This is a genomic window from Haloarcula amylolytica JCM 13557, from assembly GCF_000336615.1.
GTDB classification, from domain to species: Archaea; Halobacteriota; Halobacteria; order Halobacteriales; family Haloarculaceae; genus Haloarcula; species Haloarcula amylolytica.
The window spans coordinates 296,674-312,299 of sequence record NZ_AOLW01000035.1 but is presented as its reverse complement, the minus strand read 5'-3'; the positions used below and the strand labels follow the sequence as shown (position 1 = coordinate 312,299).

Here is a 15,626-nt window from a genome sequence, read left to right as displayed (position 1 = left end):
CACTACCCCGTTGCTCGAATGACAACGGTGACGTCGTGATTTCACGCCACGAGATATCACCGACTGTTACTGTCGTGTATTACACCCGCTGAGTAATACTAAGTGAGCAGGTCGAAGGCATTGCCTGAACCTTGAGAGTCCGCTCTGTCACCGGTCTCCCGACATCACTCGCGCTGATAGCGGTGGGTGCTGCTTCGGTCCCGATTTCTATAGGGCGGTGCAGCTCAGGAATAGCGACAGCCCATTCGATATCGGGGTGGCCGTCCACGGGACCGAGAATAACAATCGTACCAACATTAGCTCACAGAGCCTATCAGTATCAGAGGGATATTGTGAAGAAGGAACTACATAACAGTGTGGCGGCGCGTGGTCGACGACCGCCGAAGCAGTTGTGGCGCTGTTGTCATGCCGTTTCAGTCGGCCTGCAGCGCCCGGACTGTCTGTTGCGTCGCTGCCAACGCTGAACGGGCGAGTGCTGTCGCGTGCCAGTAGTCCGCAACGCTTCTATCGAGCGTGGTGGCCGATATCTCTCCCTGATGATGTGTTAACTCACGGTCAGCGGCCATGACCCTGTGGCCGGCGTCGACGAGAACCGTCCGGACCAGCTCCGGCTGCGAACTCGATTCGAGGGCCGCGGTGAGTGCATCGTACGCGGTCTGTCTGATTTCGCGAACCGCTGTCCCATCGGATGGCCGAGCGAGTTCGTCCGCCTCCCGACGTGACTGAATGCGGTCGAGCGCTCGGAACCGGGCGAGCCGACCGTTCGCATTGACGACGGCGCTCGCGGGCCCGACGGCGTCCGTGAGGCGGCTGGTACCGCTCTCGGCTTCCCAGCGGAGCTCTTCGAAAACCATCTTCCTTGGAGTGCGGTCGTCAGCGGCCGTCTCCGGCGGCAGGTCCGCCTGCCTGTCGCGGATGTCCGCCAGCAGTGCTTCCGCTGCATCACTCAGTGTCGGCCTGACCGTCCCGGTATCGGATGGAAGCGAAGCAGCGAACCGCGCCCGCAGGTGGCGAGCGTCGTCGAGATACGCCTGTGCCGACTCGGCCGTCTCACCCCATTCGGCGACCGACAGTAACTCCGACTCTTCTCTGGGTAGGACGTCCATGTCACTGGCCCGCTCCAGTCCCGTCTCGATACGGGCGTGGACCAGCGCCGCGCGCACCGGGTCCATCCCGACGTATTCGTGCTCCTGTCGGGTTTCGCGGGCCGCCGACACAGTTCGGCTGTGTTCGTCTCGGAGCGGCGCAGCGGTACGGCCGCTCTCGACAACACCCCACCCCGCAGCGGCGTAGCGGGCGTTTTCGCGGGCCGAACGTAGCGACCGGAGCGCCATCAACCCGGTTCGGGCCGTCCGCGCATCGTCGAGGCCGTCCGAGGCGTCACTGGCGGCACCTGTCAGGTGCTGGCGGATGTGACCGTTCGGGATTTCTTCTGGACCGAGCGGGGTCGGAAGCGTCGCCAGCAGCGAGCGTACCCGCTCCCTCACGGCGTCGAAATGGCTCGTTTCGATGTCGACCGGTATCACCGGGGGGATTGGGGCTTCTCGCTCTTCGTCGCGCGGGACATCGGGCAGATTGTAGGCATCGATAGTTGCCTCGCGTTCCCCACCCAGACTGTCGATACTGCTACAGCCAGCGATAGCACTGGCCCCAACCAGGGCGAGCACACCACGGCGGGTCATCCGACCGGACTCCCCGCCCGTCGCGGACGTGTCGTCGGTCATACCTGCTCACCACCAGTCTGGGTTCGGCGGTCGCTATCTCGGGCTGACCCGCCCCCGCCCTCGCCCTCGGCATCGACTCGCTGGCTGTCACAGGCGCTCCCACCGATGGAGGAGGAGTAACTGGAGATGTCGTCGGCGTTGACTGTCTCGGGAATCCGGATGAACCACACCGCGTACACCTTGTTGCCTGCTGTGCAGGGTTCGTCGTAGGGACGACTCACTCGGCCGTAGTCGGTCGAGACGCTGTTAGTCGTCCAGCTGACCTGACAGAGCGTTAGTCGAAAGCACTCCTCGATCATCACGTTCTGGACGTAGACGGTTTCCGTGTCGAAGTCAGTCTCGTCGAGGAAGGTCTCAGTCAGCGAACTGTCCACGTCTTCAGCGACGGTAAGTCGGTCTGCTTTGGATGCCGTATCGATAATCTTGGACTCCAATCGACGGGAGTGTCGGCTTTCGGTTGGCCGACTGTCTCCATCGTCGAGCCAGACAGGCTGACGGTCGGCGTCAACGCGTGTGACAACTGCCTCCGGGTCGGATTCTATGCCAGTTCCCGGAGCGGCCGAGCCATCGTTTTCGGAAGCGGTGCGCGTTGATTCGCCGCTGCCCTCGAACAATCCACTACAGCCGGCCAGTATCGCCGCTAGCCCGCATGCGCTGTGGAGGAGGGTACGTCGAGTGGAGGGGACCATCGTGTGATTTCCCGCTTGTAATGTCAGGTATAAAATTCTCGTGGTAGATGGGCGTTACCGAAAGCGTATCAGATATCCCGAAGAATAGATTCAGGAGTGGCTCTCTGTCGTAGTCGGTGCTTATATGTCTATAAATACAGTCATTATACATCTATTTGCGGCCCTATTGATATATATCGCACATATCTGTGGCTAAATACACTCGTATGAGTGTGCACTCTGTAATCAAGAAGTATGGCTGCCAAGTTGTGGATAGAGACGCAGATATCGCAACAAAACGGCTAAACCGGCTCGACGCGTTCTGGCGATAATGGGGTCAGCGCAGTCGAAAGTCGCACAGTTGATCGAAACGTACGGACTGACGTCGATGGGAACGGAACTGGAGCACGCGTGGCTCGGGAAGAATGGGGAACGACAGAGTCTCCGTGACCTCGCTGACCGGTTCAATCAAGCGCTGCTCGTGGCTGCGATTCGCGATTCGAGCATGGACGTCATCGACGGCGAACCGGCGAACTTCTATCGACTCCTGACGGACGACGACGTCAGTGCGGGCAAACGGATCGAAGCGCGGAACCGACTCGAACGGGCAGGCATCGACGTCGATACGCTGGAAAGCCAGTTCGTCACGTATCAGGCGATTCGGTACTACCTCACAGAGGTTCGTGATGTGAGCTACGAGCCTGAATCCGAAACTGAACAGGTCGAGCAGGAACGCGGGACAATAGACCGCCTCCGCAGCCGCGTCGAGACAATCGTCCGGGATACGGTCGACCGACTGAACACCGCTGACAAACTCACTGTCGGCGAGTACCGAGTGTTCGTGAGCATCGATATTCGCTGTCAGGACTGCGGGACGCGCTACGGCATCAGTGACCTTCTCGACCGCGGCGGCTGTGACTGTGAGTGAGCGCTCAGTAAGTTCGGTCTTTGGGGGACCACAACCGGATCAGATATCCGTAATCCGGTTGTAACTATCCGGAAGCGCCTGTGCGTCCTCGGGGAGCAACGCGACGACGAGATAGGCGGGGTACTCCGCGAAGTACTCGACTAGGGAGGCGATGCGCTCCGCGTCGATGGCTTCCAGTGAGTCAAGCAGCATGAATGGGACTTCCTCGTACACGTCGTGGACGAGGTAGCCGGCGAGTCCGAACACGAGCCCGGTTACTTCCCGCTCACTCTCGCTCAGATGGCCGACAGTGTCCTCGTAGACAGTTCCACCGTCGGTACTCCTGACGACGTGGAGCGTGAACGTCGACCCAGTGACGCTGTCGTCGCTGTTATGGACCGGGTCATCGGGTGTGTCGGTCCGTTCGAGCCAGATCCGTTCGATGTTGCCGTAGCTCAGAATGTCGAGCAGGTCGTCCATCTTCTCGTTGAACTGGTCGGTCGCATCGGCTTCGAGGCGGTCGATGCGAGAACGGAGGTCGATCAGCTCGTCAACCACGTCTTCCCGTTGGGCAGCCAGTTCGTCGTTCCGGCGGATTTCCGACTCGATGTCGGCGATCTCCTCGCGTACCTCGTCTCGTTCGGATTCGAGCCGGTCCAGTTCCAGCTCCAGTTCGTTCGCTTTCGTATGGAGTTCGAGCACTTCGTCGAACTCTTCGGTTCGGAGCGAGGTGACCCGCTCCTCGAGTTCCTCGACGCGGGCGGAGAGGTTGTTGCGTCGCTCTCGGAGGTCGACAACAGTCGTCTGCCGGCGCTCGATTTCGGCGTCGACCTCCTCAATCGTGACGGTGAGTTCTCGCGCTCGCGTGCGCGTCTCCGCAATTTCGTCACGTCGGTCGGTCAGTTCGTCGAGTTCATCGTCGATATCGTCGATCTCCGTGACCGTCTCCTGAAGGTGGTCACGCATGCTCTGGAGCGTCGACTCGATACGGTCCGGTTTCACTCGCGAGCCACAGGTCCAGCAGGTCGTCTTTGACCCCTTATACAGCTGGTCCGTGATGTCACCCACGCTCTCTGGCTTTGCGTCGATAGCATCGGTTATCTCCCGGTGCTCGCCGGACAGCAGTTCCTCGTTGAACCCGACGACGTTCTGCAGTCGGGTGGTGTACTCTGAGAGCTCTCGTTTGCGCTCTCGAAGCCGCTCGATGTCCGATTCGAGCGCTTCGAGTCGTTCGTCCGGCGATTCCGGAAGCCCGGATCGTTCGACCGCGAGGCTCCCTCGCTCCTCGCGCAGTGCCGCGATACTCTCCTGTTCTGACTGGATATCGTTTCGCACACGTTTCAGTTCGGATCGAGTCGCCTGGAGTTCATCGAGGGCCGTTTCGAGTTCGTCCCTGTTTTGCTGGGTCGTCTGGAAATCTACGTCCCGCTCGTCGATTCGGTCCTCCACGCGCTGGAGGTCGTCTCTGTTCTCGGCGATCTCGTCGCGCAGAGTTGCCTGTTGCCGTTCGAGGTCCGGGAGGTCGCGCTTGAGCGCCGCGATACGGTCGAGTTCCTCGTCGATCTCCTCCTTGCGCTGCTCGGCCGCACGTATCTGTCGGTGGATAGACGCCACGTCGACCGGCCGCATAATGATCTCTCGAAGGTTCTCCCCTCGTTCGACGGCTCGCCTGGCCGCGTTGTCTTCGAGCAGGAACGCGAACAGATCCGCAACCGTCGGGTCAGTGAGAAGGCCAAGGCCCGACCCAGCAACCCCGTCGTCGGTTCTGGTCAGTGTTCGGGTGTACGTCTCCTCCCCCAGTGAGAGTTCGACGTGTCCCTGGTCGGCGTCACCTTTGATGCTCGCCCACTCGCTCCCGTGAGCGGCCATCACCGCCTGTAGAAACGATGTCCGATTAGTCGCGTTCCGGCCTCGGAGCACAGTCACCCCTGATGGGACCTCGACTGTCGTCTCGTCGATCCCCCCGATCTTCTCGACGGTGAACGTAGCTACCTCCCCGGATACCGAGAGCGAACCCATATTTCGGTGTGTGCGAGTGACGGATATAAGCACTATGGCGCGTGTGGCACCACACATTCCGTTTTCTATCCCAATAGTTGCATGCGGCTAACAAGCATATGTCTGTTATTCCAACGGATTCGCGGACCTAGTTCCGTGCAGAAACAATCGCCTAAATACATATAGCAAACAATTTCGGTAAATAACACTCTCAAACGTGTACCTTTATATCACACAATGGGCGTAGCTGTCGATGTCGTTGACCATGACAGATCAAGACCGGGCCGAGAGTGCGCTTCGCGCTCACGTAACCTCCGTCAAGGAGGACCTGATGACGGGCGTATCGTTCATGATCCCCTTCGTGACTATCGGGGGTATCTTCCTCGCCGTCGCGTACGCGATAGGGGACACACAGACAGTGTTCGAGAACACCGGCTCGGCAGGCTGGTTCCTGGCACAGGTCGGTACCGCCGGGCTGACGATTATGGTTCCGATTCTCGGCGGATACATCGCGTATGCCATCGCCGACCGTCCGGGACTCGCCCCGGGATTCCTGCTGGCATACATTCTCCAGCAAGGGAACGTCGTCGCCGAAGCGGCGACAGTAATCGGTATCTCCGGCGGTGAGGCCGGTGCCGGCTATCTCGGCGCAATCGTCGCTGGGCTGCTGGCCGGGTACGTCGCGCGTTTCTTCAAGAACCTCGACGTCCCGGAGTTCATCCAGCCGATGATGCCGGTACTGCTGATCCCTGTCGCGACGATGGCGGTTCTGACGCCCATCATGCTGTTCGTGCTGGGCGTCCCCGTCGCACTCGCTAACGAGGGTCTGACTTCCTTCCTGCAGTCGATGCAGGGAGGTCAGGCTATCGTCGTCGGCCTCATCCTCGGTGGAATGATGGCCTTCGACATGGGTGGCCCGGTCAACAAGGTCGCCTACGTGTTCGCAACCGGGCTCATCACCGAGGAAATCTACGCACCGATGGCCGCGGTGATGATCGGCGGGATGGTTCCGCCGATCGGGCTTGCGCTCTCGAACTTCATTGCGCCGCACAAGTACGCGGCGGAGATGTACGAAAACGGAAAAAGCGGTGTCGTGCTCGGCCTGTCGTTCATCACCGAGGGTGCGATTCCGTACGCGGCCGCGGACCCGCTGCGCGTCATCCCGGCTATCGTGGCCGGTAGCGCTGTCGGCGGTGCGACCTCGATGGCCCTCGGCGTCACGATGCCCGCCCCCCACGGCGGTATCTTCGTGGTCCTGCTGTCGAACCAGCCACTCGCATTCCTGGGCAGCATCCTGCTGGGATCACTCGTGACGGCCGTCGTCGCGACAGTGATCAAACCGGACTTCGAAGATCGTATCGACGCTGGGGTGGAGACGAGCACCACGCAACCGACGGACGACTAACTACTGTGACTACAATGACAGACGCAATCGCAGCGGACGATATCGAAGAACTGATTCCGGCCAGCCACATCTCGCTGTCCGAGCCACCAGCCGAGAAGGAAGCGTGTATCGAGTTCTTGCTCGACCTACTAGTCGACGGCGGCAAGGTCGAGGACCGCGACCGCGCACTCGACGCGCTGCTGGAACGCGAATCGGAGACCACTACGGGCGTCGGCATGGGGATCGGGATTCCACACGCGAAGACTGACGCTGTGAACCGCCCGTCACTGGCGTTTGCCCGCTCCGAGGAAGGCGTCGACTTCGGCTCGATGGACGGCGAGCCGGCGACGCTCATCTTCATGATTCTCGTCCCGGAGGCCGGCGGCGAGAAGCATCTCAACATCCTCAGCTCCCTCTCGCGAACCCTGATGCACGACGACGTTCGGGACCGACTCCACGAAGCAGAGGACGAGGCGACTGTTCAGGACGCGCTCCGGGAGGCAATCGCATGACGGTCGAACGCACTGTGACGATTGTCCCGGAGGCGGGCCTGCACGCGCGGCCGGCGTCGGCGTTCGTCCAGGCCGTCAACGACCACGAGGCCGAAGTCTCGGCCGGTCGTCCGGACGGTGACCTCGTCCAAGCGGCGAGTATGATCGCCGTCACCAGCCTCGGCGTCGGACAGGACGACGACATCAAACTGGTCGCCGACGGACCGGATGCAGAAGCAGTGCTCGACGAACTGGAGCGGATACTGACAACGCCAGAGGCGGAACTGGACACTGACGATGGCTGAACGCACGCTTCACGGTACCGGTGCGACGCCGCGCTCCGGCGTCGGGTCGGTTGTCTGGTACGGCCGAGACATCTCGCTCCTGGACCCGGACGGCGTGGAAGTCGATCCCGAGACTGAAATCGAGCGGTTCGCTGACGCCGTCGACACCGCCCGCACCGAACTGGAGTCCGAGCGCGAGGCGACCGCCGAACGCGTCGGCGAAGACGAGGCCGCGGTGTTCGACGCGCACATCCAGTTCCTCGAAGACCCGACTATCGAGGACAGCGTCGAGACGATGGTCGGCGAGGGGCTTCCTGCGCCAAACGCCGTCGACGCCGCGTTCGGCGAGCATATCGAGCAGTTCGAGGGCATGGACGGTCGAATGGCCGAGCGCGCGGACGACCTCCGCGACGTTCGCGACCGACTCCTCCGTCTGCTGACCGACGGCGAACGGGTCGATCTCGGTGACCTACCAGAGGGAAGCGTCGTCCTCGCCGAGCGGCTGACCCCCAGCGACACGGCGCAACTTGACCCGGAACGCGTCGCTGGGTTTGCCACGGTCACTGGTGGACGAACGTCCCACGCGGCTATTTTCGCCCGCTCGCTGGCCCTGCCGGCCGTCGTCGGTGTCGGCGACGCTCTCGAATCCGTCGAGGGGGAGGAAGAGGTCGTGATCGACGGCGACAGCGGCGAGGTGGTAGTCAGCCCCGACGACACCGAGCGAGCGGCCGCAGCAAGCGACTCGGGAGCTGCTGTCGTCGATGAGTCCGTCGAGACAACCGATGGGCGACACGTCGAAGTGGCGGCAAATATCGGCCAGCCGGCGGAACTGGACCCCGCAGCAGAACGGGGAGCTGACGGCGTCGGCCTCTACCGGACCGAGTTCCTCTTTCTCGACCGGGAGACGCCGCCGTCGGAGGATGAACAGTACGAGGCCGTCCGCGAGGCGCTCGATACGTTCCCGGACGGGCGCGTCGTCGTCCGGACGCTGGATATCGGGGGCGACAAGCGCATCTCGTATCTGGACCTGCCAGAAGAAGAAAACCCGTTCCTTGGAGAGCGAGGGATACGACGCTCGCTCGCCCCCGATTCGGACCTGTTCGCCACACAACTCCGTGCGCTCCTGCGCGCTGGAGCGGATGGGGCTGGAGATCTTGCCATCATGTTCCCGCTGGTCGCCACTGTCGAGGAACTCGATGCTGCACTGGACACGCTGGACGCAGCGGCGGTCGATGTTGAAGGCCGCGACGCTGACGCCGTTGATCCCGAAGTCGGCGTTATGGTTGAAACACCGAGCGCCGCCTTCATGGCGGACGAACTCGCCGCGCGAGTGGATTTCCTCTCTATCGGGACGAACGACCTCACGCAGTACGTGATGGCCGCCGACCGGGAGAACGAGCGCGTCGATGACCTGCACGACCCGACGCATCCGGGCGTCCTGCGCGCGATCCATCGGACAGTTACCGCAGCCCACGCCGAAGACGCCTGGGTCGGGATGTGCGGTGAGATGGCCGGCGACCCCGCTCTGACGGAACTACTCGTCGGTCTCGGCCTCGACGAACTCAGCATGAGCGCCGTGACGATTCCGGAGGTCAAGACGGCTGTCAGCGAAACCGAGTACAGTGCCGCGAGCGAGCGCGGGGACCGCGCCCGACTCGCCGCAACGCGAAGCGAAGTCCACACCACAGTAGACACATGAAACTCGTCGCAGTCACCTCCTGTCCGACTGGTATCGCACACAGTCAGATGGCAGCCGAGAATCTCGAACAGACAGCGGAAGAACACGATCACGATATCAAGGTCGAAGTCCAGGGCGCGATGGGCGCGGAGAACGAACTCTCCGACGCTGACATCGAAGCCGCCGACGCCGCCATCATCGCCGCAGACACGTCGGTCAGTCAGGATCGATTCAGTAGCGTCCCGCTAATCGACGGCACCGTCAAGGACGCCGTCAACGACGCCGAGGGGATGATCGCCGATGCCATCGAGGCCGCCGACGGCGACGCGCTGGCCACTGGGAGCGAAGAGCGGTCCGAGTCCGCAGATACTGGGTCTGATCAGCAGCGCCGCCGTGGCGGTGACCGTTCGAAGAGCCTCGTGGCCCGACTGAAGCGTCTGCTTAGTTGATACGGAGTTAGATCGCTCCGACGCAGGCGACTTCTCGCCCACCCCCTACGATTGAATCATTCCCTTAGCCACGAAACCAAATGGAAAGCGGGTGGTCCAGTTTCGAGTTCAGGATTATACATACTCTGAAGTGACCGAAATCGACTGTATCAGAGGGCTAGCGGTCGTAGCTCGCTGGCGGTTATTCCTCACCATCGCCCGAGGAGCCAGATATATCGCCACCGCTGGCTCCCGGGGCGAGAAGATACCCGAAAGCTGTTGTCCCTGATTCGGGACCGGACCGTAGTTCCACTGTCTGTCGCTCCTGGGCGACGCCAAACTCGGGGAAGTATTGGGTTGTAGTGGTGCGAACGTCGCTGGTACCCAGCGGGTAGACACTCAGCAAGGGCGGGTCATCGTCGGTGGCTGCCCGGTGGGACGCACGTATTGGTCCAGACTCGTCGACTGTGACGGCAATGTCCGGGTGGAAGTGGAGGCGGGAGATGCTCGGCTCTGTCTCAGTGTCGGGTCCACTGAGCATATCGCGAACAAGCCACCAGCCGTCCGCCGCAACGATTGTCCTGTTGTGTCGATACGACGCTGGTGCATCAGACGCTGTCTCGTAGCATCCGTCGAAAACCGCCGGTTCTGTCTCCTCGTAGCGTACCGTCGGTTCCGTTCGCGCCCCCATCAGATACTTTCCACCGATCTCTATCGGCTCCGTATCGCCGACCTGAACCGTATTGTGTCCAGCAACACTTCTGACGTACTGTCGCCGTTCGTCGCTGGCATAATCATACACACCCGTATCAGTAAGCACACGGTGTCCATCGACCCAGAGCAAGACACTCAGCATATCGTTATGTGAGTGACCGGGTAAATGCGGGGGTCCGACGGGGCCGCCGTCCACTAACAGACGTCCATGGTTCGTATCGAGCCAGTAGTACCCTGACTCCCCGCTCGCTGGACTGTGAGCCGGAGCGGGACGGTCATCGGAACCGAACCCGGCGGCAGCAGCGTACTCCAAACAGTCGGCAAGCGGAAGCGCCTGACCGAACACGGCGTCGTTACACAGCGGGAGCCGCTCGTCTGGGGGACAGAGGTATCGCAGATACGCTACAGCCTGCCTTGTCATCGCTGCCAGCCAGTTGGGGACCGTGCGATCACTGGCGGTCAGTACGGAGCACGCTGTCACGTATCGCGTTGTAACGATTGCATGATACATCGGCGACCGCTCGTAGTGCCCCCCGTCGGAGAGAAACTGTTTAGCCCCTGTACGGCCGAGAATAGAGATTCCCTTTGAAACCCATGAATTATTATCCTCTGAGAAGGTGAGTCCGGCCATGAGCAGTGCAAGCCCGTTCTCGACGAGGTGATTGCCGCCGACATCACCCTCAATGTGGTTCGTGAGGAAGAGCGAGTTCCGATATATCTCTCGAGCAAGCACCTCAATAAGTCTCGCTGGAACGCCTTCCTGGGTGCCCCCAGTTCGCCACGCGAGGTATCGAACGAGAGTTTGAATACGGAGGGATACTGCCCACGGCGTCCACGCATTTCGAAGGTAGCCCGGCTGACCGATTTCGATACTATCGGCCCAGTCCCGCACCCACTGGTCGAACACCTCGACAACCCTGTCGGGGGCCGCCTGTGGGTCTTTGAACCCCAGCGTCGCCCAGCGGAGAGGTTCGAACGCGTATAGTTTCAGCGGCCAGAGCAACGGATAGTCGTCAAACCGGTCGTCGAACCAGTTAGGCTGGTCTGGCGACCGAAACTGTATCCTCCTGTTGAGGAACGTCAGGTTGCCGTCGGCCGCCTGGCGACTCCGTTGCTGGAACATCCGGACGGTCGACTTTGAAAGTTCACCCCGAAGCAGGTCGAGGTCCGTTTCGACCGGACTGGTCGCCACTGAGAGGGCTCGGGGAATCGCGGCGTCGTATCGCCCGTCGAAGTCGAGCGGGAGTCGCGTGAGGACGGAGTTCCGAGTCGTTCGCTCAGCCATTCCGAGTAGCTGAGCAGGCTCCAACTGTGTGAGTGTGTGTCCGTACAACCTGACCGCTTTCGGAAGCGTCTGCAGGGACTCAGTCATCGTCAGTACTTGGGGCCGTGTACAATTCTTGCTGTTCGCACGTTGTCACCGTCCGGAACACCTCACCCAGTCGGCCCGCGATGGCCTGCCGGTCATACTCTTCGGAAACGACTCGGTGTCCGTCTCGACCCATCGCCACCCGCTGATCGGGGTTTTCGAGGAGGGTGTCAATCGCTGCCGCAATACTCTCGGGATCGGGTTCTGTGTGGACACCTGCGTCTGTATCCGTCGCGAACCGCTTGATTTCCCCCCTCCCAGTAACCACGACGGGTAGCGAGCACGCCATGTACTCGTAGAGCTTCGTGGGTATCGCGTAGTCCAGCTCTGGACTGTCTTTTATCGGGGCCAATCCGACAGTTGCGCTGTCAAGGATCTCCGGGATTCGTTTACGGTCCACCAATCCGACAAACTCCACGCGGTCTTCAAGATCGAGTCGCTCCACTACACCCTTGAGCCGAGACACCTCATCCCCGTCACCGACCAACTGGAGTACGGCATCGTCACTTGAGACGTGTTGCATTGCCCGGATACACGGTTCGAGTGCCTGTGCACTCCCGATATTCCCGGTGTATACGATTCGCGAGTCGTTTTCTTCAGCGGTCGAAACTGACGAGAACCGGTCGGTGTCTACACCGTTTGGGATGACTCGGATCCGATCCCGGAGATCGTTGCCGTACGTGTCAGCGACTGCATCTCCGAGCGTCTCAGTCGTTACCGTGATGCGATCAGCGGAGCGTAACGCAAGACGCTGGAACGTGCGACCGGCTTTTACCAGTGGACTGTCTGCTGTAATGTATCCAAGGGCGATCGAGTTCTCAATCCACAGATCGCGGACATCGATTACCCAGGGGTTCCCGATGGCAGCAGCCACGAGTCCGGGGAACCCAGTAGTGATCGGTGGCGTAGATGTCATGACAACGTCGTACTGCCGGAAATTCATGACTAACCAGAGTGCCGCATGGACTGCGAATATGAGGTAGTAAGGGAGCCGCCGGAGCAGAGAGGGGTTCTCTCGCTGTGGCTGCCACGTCCACAGTCGGTGGACGACGACTCCCTTATCGCATTCTATCTGCTTACGCTTCCAAGTCCGTTCGAAGTTTCCCGGTGGGTAACAGAGGGACGGCGCCAGGACTGTCACGTCGAAGTCGTCATCAAGATTAACAGCTGTGTCGTGAATTCTGGAGGCATTGCCTCCCTTTTCCGGGGGATACCGCTGAGAGACGATGACACAGTCAGTCGTCATCGGAGCGGATTATGTACGGCGGCTGTCCCAATCTTAGATGCTTCTCTCCATCTCGACGATGGTACCGTGTCCGTTGGCCTATCGCTGCTCATCGACATCGAATCGTTGCACTGTATCCTTGACGGGAATATTAGTATACATCTGATACTCCCGAGGCGTGCCGAAGCTGAGTCCGTTATGTGTTCTCTTGAAGTTGCTCTATCTCGGTCTGTAACATTGCTTTGTTTCGAGTAAACCGGTCTCCCCACCTGCACATAGCAGATCTCAGCCTCTAAACCACATCAACCCGCCCCGACCCGCCCGGTAACTATATCCTACTGTAAATATAATACAATTACCATATTATATCTAATTGTCTTGCGTATCAAGTCGATGGGTTTTGAGGGTATAATTGATAACTACTCTAAGTACATGGGAAGTAAAGACACACGTAGTACGTTTATACCGTGTGAGAACGGCTAATTAGTATATACCTACTCCACTCATATGTGTATGTCCGATAAGCACAAACCAACTGCTGACGATAACAAGATTCCGGGACGCACAACCACTCTAACAGCAAATGAGAGAGGTAAAGTTCATCTTAACCGGAGATCTTTCTTCCAGTTCGGGCTAGCAGCGATAACCGCAGCCATCGGAGTGGGGAGTCTAGGTGCAAGTACCTCGTTCGGTCAAGAGAGCAACACTCACATGACGGATTTTAGTGAGTACGTGTAAGGGAACTTACAGTCCTTCGTTTAACGAGTTGCCTCAGAGCGATGCAAAACGTTGTTCTGAACTGAACAGTGACCCCGGTGCATGGGCCAGAGTCGAGGAGAACTCATAAGAGGATTCCAAGTATGCCTTTCGTTTGATATTAATATAACTGACCGATATCATTTCCACTATACCAAAGATGGAAGCTATTCAGGCTTCAGTACATCTCAGCAACTCTCTCAACCGTGCCATGTGTATTTAAAACCAGCATTTGAATTTTGAAAGTGAGTTTGGCTCCCGTCGAAGGGAATGCGAAAGATAGGACTGAGGACTTTATTCGAGTTTCTATGTAGGAAGCCTATACTAATGTCCCGAGCATATTACCTTGAGACGAGAGCAATGATCACGTTCCTCCATCGTTTGTACCACTCCAATCGATCCAATATATCGGGTATCACAACTCTCGCATATTTGATATGACAAGTGGCTCTGGGGAGGTCAGTCGACGCAGACTTATCGCTTTCGTTGGAAGTATAGTGACTATCATCACAGGCCTACTCTACACCTGGTTACCGGGTTTCGATAGGGGTGCTGGTGAACCACCAGACGGGAGCAGGACTGAAAAGTCTGCTAAGGCGTCGGTTCAGCAGACTGCAACGCCCACGGGACCGACTGATGAGCCAGAAGTAGTCCAAGACGCCGAAAATATCAGTGACTACGGTTCGGAGCCGAATCCGAACGATCTCAGTGCGGCAGCAGCGAAGCGAAATCTCAACGCCATTCTCAAGGCTGCAAGGGCTGCCGGCCATGGAGGAACAATATTTGTTCCTGAAGGAGAGTACTATTTTGGCGGTGACGATTCAGGCTATAGCCCGTACGTGGAGTTCGGTGAAACCGTGCCTGCTGGTATTTCTATCATCGGAGAGGGGGCGAACAAATCAACATTGGCAATTACCAGACACGCTTCTGGTGAAAATCGTCCAAACCAGAGCGGCTTTATCTGGTACGACGGATACGATCACGGGACCGTCGAGATCGCAGATGTCAAACTGGACGGGAACTACGAAAACGTCAGCGGACTCGCCGAGAACAACGGGGGCTCCTGGGGACTCCAAATGTCGAAAAACGGTAATTTCCATCTCAAGCGCGCATGGATACGAGGGTGGCATTTAGCGGGGGTTCGTGGCCGTGCTGTCCTCAGATCAGTCACAAACTGTACGTTCCAGGATAACGGAATCGGGCGCCACAACGCGACCAACGGAAAATCGAACTCTCACCATATCTCTGTCCGACCGCAGGCAGGCGACGAGTTTACTGTCAAGAACAGCTGTTTCATCGACTGTGCCGGAAACGCGATCAATATTAGATTTGGCGATGGAGTCACCAAAATTCACAACTGCTATATCAGTGGTACGGGGTCTGGGCTGTGTAAAATGTCCGCGGGCAAGGTCATAGAACTGAAAAACATCTATCACAGAGCGAACACCCCCTCTTTAGAGCAGAAGGTCGATAAGCGGGATATCGGGCCCGATTTCCACGGCCGGTTTTTCATTAATAACCTCGGGAACCGAGGAACCACTCCGACGACCGTCATCATGGACAACGTTCTCTCTAGAGACATGTCTGATTACGCGTTCCAAGCACAGGACGCCATCGGAGATGGCCCGATGAACGTGATATGGAAGGGAGACATGATTGCGATTTATAATACCAACCGTGTTCGGGACGAGGCAGTCATTCGCGACCATGGCGTTGGGAAGTTCTCCAACATCGACATTGATCGGCTATCTATACACAATTCGAAGGCTAAGGCATTCATGTTCACCAGTTCTCAAGGCACGATAGATACATTCAACCACTCCAACACAGATGGAATTGGGAACGCAGGTGACGTTACCATCAACGCAAACAACCAAGGCCAAGAACGCTTCAGTCCATCGGTTCCCAGCATAAAAGAGGTAGGAGTGAGCTCAGTCGCCTCCGGTGAAGACGTAACCGTAAATTCGGGTAACCGGAAGAGGTGATCCAACTCCTGTTCA

At 58.9% G+C, this 15,626-nt stretch carries 12 protein-coding genes; 7 read left to right on the top strand and 5 right to left on the bottom strand.

The window, feature by feature from the left end; translation table 11 throughout:
- Nucleotides 1–413: 413 nt before the first annotated feature.
- Both C442_RS15335 and C442_RS15330 read right to left on the bottom strand, forming a co-directional pair.
- Nucleotides 414–1,724 carry a hypothetical protein gene (locus C442_RS15335; RefSeq protein ID WP_008311993.1) on the bottom strand — a complete coding sequence of 437 codons (1,311 nt, stop codon included), beginning with the start codon at nucleotides 1,722–1,724 and terminating at the stop codon, nucleotides 414–416.
- Complete coding sequence (locus tag C442_RS15330) at nucleotides 1,721–2,413, bottom strand: hypothetical protein (RefSeq protein WP_239642315.1); 693 nt, start codon at nucleotides 2,411–2,413, stop codon at nucleotides 1,721–1,723. Before C442_RS15330 ends, C442_RS15335 begins: the two co-directional genes overlap by 4 nt.
- 310 nt (nucleotides 2,414–2,723) lie before the next feature.
- Here C442_RS15330 and rdfA point away from each other — a divergent pair, with 310 nt between their 5' ends.
- On the top strand, nucleotides 2,724–3,320 hold the full coding sequence (rdfA, locus tag C442_RS15325) for a rod-determining factor RdfA (RefSeq protein WP_008311989.1): 597 nt from the start codon (nucleotides 2,724–2,726) through the stop codon (nucleotides 3,318–3,320).
- 39 nt (nucleotides 3,321–3,359) lie between these two features.
- On the opposite strand, the gene C442_RS15320 is transcribed toward rdfA, so the two are convergent.
- Nucleotides 3,360–5,318 (bottom strand): archaea-specific SMC-related protein, encoded by a 1,959-nt coding sequence (locus tag C442_RS15320; RefSeq protein ID WP_008311988.1) that lies wholly within the window; start codon nucleotides 5,316–5,318, stop codon nucleotides 3,360–3,362.
- Nucleotides 5,319–5,550: 232 nt separating this feature from the next.
- Between C442_RS15320 and C442_RS15315 the strand changes: the two genes are divergently transcribed.
- From C442_RS15315 to C442_RS15295, 5 genes are read left to right on the top strand one after another with little or no spacing between them, the layout of a single operon-like run.
- Nucleotides 5,551–6,702, top strand: a complete 1,152-nt coding sequence (locus C442_RS15315; protein ID WP_008311986.1) for a PTS fructose transporter subunit IIC — start codon at nucleotides 5,551–5,553, stop codon at nucleotides 6,700–6,702.
- 14 nt (nucleotides 6,703–6,716) lie between these two features.
- Nucleotides 6,717–7,193 carry a PTS sugar transporter subunit IIA gene (locus tag C442_RS15310; RefSeq protein ID WP_008311985.1) on the top strand — a complete coding sequence of 159 codons (477 nt, stop codon included), beginning with the start codon at nucleotides 6,717–6,719 and terminating at the stop codon, nucleotides 7,191–7,193.
- Nucleotides 7,190–7,477: an HPr family phosphocarrier protein gene (locus C442_RS15305; RefSeq protein ID WP_008311983.1), complete on the top strand. Its 288-nt coding sequence runs from the start codon at nucleotides 7,190–7,192 to the stop codon at nucleotides 7,475–7,477. The genes C442_RS15310 and C442_RS15305 overlap by 4 nt, the downstream gene beginning before the upstream one ends.
- A complete protein-coding gene (gene ptsP, locus C442_RS15300) occupies nucleotides 7,470–9,155 on the top strand; it encodes a phosphoenolpyruvate--protein phosphotransferase (protein WP_008311981.1) in 1,686 nt (561 codons plus the stop codon). Before C442_RS15305 ends, ptsP begins: the two co-directional genes overlap by 8 nt.
- On the top strand, nucleotides 9,152–9,583 hold the full coding sequence (locus tag C442_RS15295; RefSeq protein WP_008311980.1) for a PTS fructose transporter subunit IIB: 432 nt from the start codon (nucleotides 9,152–9,154) through the stop codon (nucleotides 9,581–9,583). The genes ptsP and C442_RS15295 overlap by 4 nt, the downstream gene beginning before the upstream one ends.
- Nucleotides 9,584–9,764: 181 nt before the next feature.
- Here the strand turns inward: C442_RS15295 and C442_RS15290 are convergent, their stop codons facing one another.
- Both C442_RS15290 and C442_RS15285 read right to left on the bottom strand, forming a co-directional pair.
- Nucleotides 9,765–11,561 carry a heparinase II/III family protein gene (locus C442_RS15290; protein ID WP_239642314.1) on the bottom strand — a complete coding sequence of 599 codons (1,797 nt, stop codon included), beginning with the start codon at nucleotides 11,559–11,561 and terminating at the stop codon, nucleotides 9,765–9,767.
- Nucleotides 11,562–11,640: 79 nt separating this feature from the next.
- Complete coding sequence (locus C442_RS15285; RefSeq protein WP_008311974.1) at nucleotides 11,641–12,891, bottom strand: glycosyltransferase family 4 protein; 1,251 nt, start codon at nucleotides 12,889–12,891, stop codon at nucleotides 11,641–11,643.
- Between the two features lie 1,232 nt (nucleotides 12,892–14,123).
- Here C442_RS15285 and C442_RS15280 point away from each other — a divergent pair.
- Nucleotides 14,124–15,611, top strand: a complete 1,488-nt coding sequence (locus tag C442_RS15280; protein ID WP_239642313.1) for a chitin-binding protein — start codon at nucleotides 14,124–14,126, stop codon at nucleotides 15,609–15,611.
- The last annotated feature ends 15 nt before the right edge of the window (nucleotides 15,612–15,626 follow it).

What these genes read in the sequence shown, in the direction of transcription:
- C442_RS15335 (WP_008311993.1), bottom strand. Translation starts at nt 1,724, where the DNA reads ATGACCGACGACACGTCCGCGACGGGCGGGGAGTCCGGTCGGATGACC.
- C442_RS15330 (WP_239642315.1), bottom strand. Translation starts at nt 2,413, where the DNA reads ATGGTCCCCTCCACTCGACGTACCCTCCTCCACAGCGCATGCGGGCTA.
- rdfA (WP_008311989.1), top strand. Translation starts at nt 2,724, where the DNA reads ATGGGGTCAGCGCAGTCGAAAGTCGCACAGTTGATCGAAACGTACGGA.
- C442_RS15320 (WP_008311988.1), bottom strand. Translation starts at nt 5,318, where the DNA reads ATGGGTTCGCTCTCGGTATCCGGGGAGGTAGCTACGTTCACCGTCGAG.
- C442_RS15315 (WP_008311986.1), top strand. Translation starts at nt 5,551, where the DNA reads ATGTCGTTGACCATGACAGATCAAGACCGGGCCGAGAGTGCGCTTCGC.
- C442_RS15310 (WP_008311985.1), top strand. Translation starts at nt 6,717, where the DNA reads ATGACAGACGCAATCGCAGCGGACGATATCGAAGAACTGATTCCGGCC.
- C442_RS15305 (WP_008311983.1), top strand. Translation starts at nt 7,190, where the DNA reads ATGACGGTCGAACGCACTGTGACGATTGTCCCGGAGGCGGGCCTGCAC.
- ptsP (WP_008311981.1), top strand. Translation starts at nt 7,470, where the DNA reads ATGGCTGAACGCACGCTTCACGGTACCGGTGCGACGCCGCGCTCCGGC.
- C442_RS15295 (WP_008311980.1), top strand. Translation starts at nt 9,152, where the DNA reads ATGAAACTCGTCGCAGTCACCTCCTGTCCGACTGGTATCGCACACAGT.
- C442_RS15290 (WP_239642314.1), bottom strand. Translation starts at nt 11,561, where the DNA reads ATGGCTGAGCGAACGACTCGGAACTCCGTCCTCACGCGACTCCCGCTC.
- C442_RS15285 (WP_008311974.1), bottom strand. Translation starts at nt 12,891, where the DNA reads ATGACGACTGACTGTGTCATCGTCTCTCAGCGGTATCCCCCGGAAAAG.